Consider the following 2,414-nt stretch of genomic DNA (forward strand, 5'->3'; position numbering starts at 1 on the left):
AGTCCCGCAGTCAAGGCCGGGGAGGAGACGGTGAAAGAAGTGTCTGATCGATCCAACGAGCGCGCCATCGGCGCCGCCCCAGACATGGAGGAGCGAGAGGAGCTCCTGGGCCTGCTAACCAACACATCGATCTTCGTCGGCGTCTCGATCCTGATCATCGGCGGTCTACTTGGAGTCGGCTTTGATGCGCTCACCGATGGCGAGACCGGCTTGCTCCTGGCCCGAGTTGTCGGCGTCGCATTGAGTGCTCCATTAAATGCTCTGGGCGCAGTCTGGGCCGTGCGCTGGGCCGTCGCGCGGCGGGATCTAGCACGTCGACGACAAACGCCTTCGCCTGCGTCACAGCCGGGCGTCCGTGACCTCGCCTACGCAGCCCCGCTCGCTGCACTTTTCGGCACATTCCTCGCGCTCGTCTAGGTGTTGTGGCTCATGAGGTTGGTGACACCGGGCGGGGGGTGAGGGAGAGGTAGGCCCTGGCGGCGGGATGGAAGTGCGACCAACCGTCCCGCCGTACGAAAGACCTACCCCTCGATGCCCCTCGCTAACGCCCCGCTGACCCCTGCCGGCCGCCTTCACCTGGCCCAGCGCTGTCAGCCCCGTCCGATCGCGCACGTCGCGGCCGATGCCGGGATCTCCCGACGGTGCCTGTCGAAGTGGAAGGCCCGCTACGACGAGCTCGGCGAGGTGGGGCTGCTCGACCGTTCCAGCGTCCCGCACGCGAGCCCGATGCAGATGCCGGCGGACGTGGTCGAGTTGATCGAGCGGCTGCGGCGGGACCACAAGTGGACCGTCCGTCGGATCCACCTCGAACTGACCCGCACCGGGCACCGGGTGTCATCGGCGACGGTCTCGCGGTGGCTGACCCGCCGGGGCATCAACCGGCGCCGGGACATCGACCCCGACGGGTCAACCAACCGCAGCACCGGCCGGATCACCGCCCGCTACCCCGGGCACATAATCCACCTGGACGTGAAGAAGGTCGGACGGATCCCCGACGGCGGCGGGTGGCGCGCCCACGGCATCAACCGGCTGGTCCGCGTCGTGACGGACAACGGCGCGAACTACAAGGCCACCGCGTTCACCCGCACCGTCCTGGCGGTCGCCTCACGCCACCAGCGCATCCGCCCGCACACGCCCCGGCACAACGGCAAGGTCTGTGAAGATCGTCCTGGAGCCGCACCGGCCCGGTCTGACCCCGGCCAAGGTATGACCACGGTGTCCTGCGTTCGATCTGTCGACCGGTCCCCGGTGCGGCTCCGCGGCGCACCGGCCAGACGGATCTGACCTGATAGGAGCTTGGCTAGAAGCCCCGTCACAGACCTGTCGCCCGTCCGGCCGGCTCGCCCCATCCGCAGATCAGTCCTGACGGAGGAGCGATTCCAGCATGGCAACTACTCCCGCGACTGTCACCGTGATCGGCGGCGTCGACACGCACAAGCACACCCACTACGCGGCCGCGGTCGATGACCAGGGCCGGCTGCTCGGCCACAAGGAGTTCCCGGCGACCGACCACGGCTACCAGGCCTTGCTGGACTGGCTGCGCACACGGGGACAGGTCCACACGATCGGAGTCGAGAGCACCGGCTCCTTCGGCGCGGCGCTCGCCCGCGCGCTGACCAGCGCCGGAGAGAACGTTGTGGAGGTCAACCGCCCCAATCGGTTGGCCCGGCGCATGGACGGCAAGTCCGATCGACTGGACGCCGAGCAGATCGCACGGGCGGTGCTCGGACGGACGTCGACGGCGACCCCGAAGGCAAAGTCCGGGATCGTCGAAGTGATCCGCACCCTGCGCGTCACTCGCTCGAGCGCCGTTAAGGCACGCACGCAGGCCTTCAACACCCTCTTCGGAGTGATGATCGGCGCCCCCTCGCCCCTGCGCGAGGAGCTCGTTGTCCTCACCAAGCGGACACTGGTCAACCGCTGCCTCCGGCTTCGCCCGGAGACTGACGACCTGATCACCCTCGTCGACGACAGCGACCGCCTGTTGATGGCTGGCGTGAAGACCGCCCTACGGGACCTGGCTCGCCGCTGGAAAGCCCTCGACGACGAGGTCAAGACGCTCAACAACCAGCTCGAGGCGCTGGTGCGCGCAGCCGCCCCGGATCTCGTCGAACTCCATGGTGTCGGCGTCGAGATCGCCGGCCAGTTCCTGGTCACCGCCGGCGACAACGCCGACCGGATCCGCAACGAGGCTGCCTTCGCCAAGCTCTGCGGGGTCGCTCCTCAACCGGCCAGCAGCGGCCGCACGACCGGGCGTCACCGCCTCAGCCGTGCCGGTGACCGAGCAGCCAACAGCGCCCTCTACATCGTCACGATCGTCCGCATGAGACACCACCCGCGACACGCGAGTACGTCGAGCGCCGCACCAACGAGGGCCTGAGCAAGCGGGAGATCATCCGCTGCCTCAAGCGCTA

At 68.3% G+C, this 2,414-nt stretch carries 2 protein-coding genes and 1 pseudogene; all 3 read left to right on the forward strand.

Annotated features, from left to right (window positions below):
- Positions 1–417: hypothetical protein (locus N869_RS17495; protein ID WP_232229779.1), on the forward strand; the 417-nt coding region annotated here is incomplete at its 5' end.
- A gap of 114 nt (positions 418–531) precedes the next feature.
- Positions 532–1,155: pseudogene (locus N869_RS14415) on the forward strand (helix-turn-helix domain-containing protein); the annotation flags it as partial.
- Between the two features lie 256 nt (positions 1,156–1,411).
- Positions 1,412–2,380: an IS110 family RNA-guided transposase gene (locus N869_RS14420; protein ID WP_232229781.1), complete on the forward strand. Its 969-nt coding sequence runs from the start codon at positions 1,412–1,414 to the stop codon at positions 2,378–2,380.
- Positions 2,381–2,414 lie beyond the last annotated feature (34 nt).

It is taken from the genome of Cellulomonas bogoriensis 69B4 = DSM 16987 (genome assembly GCF_000767165.1).
GTDB lineage: Bacteria > Actinomycetota > Actinomycetes > Actinomycetales > Cellulomonadaceae > Actinotalea > Actinotalea bogoriensis.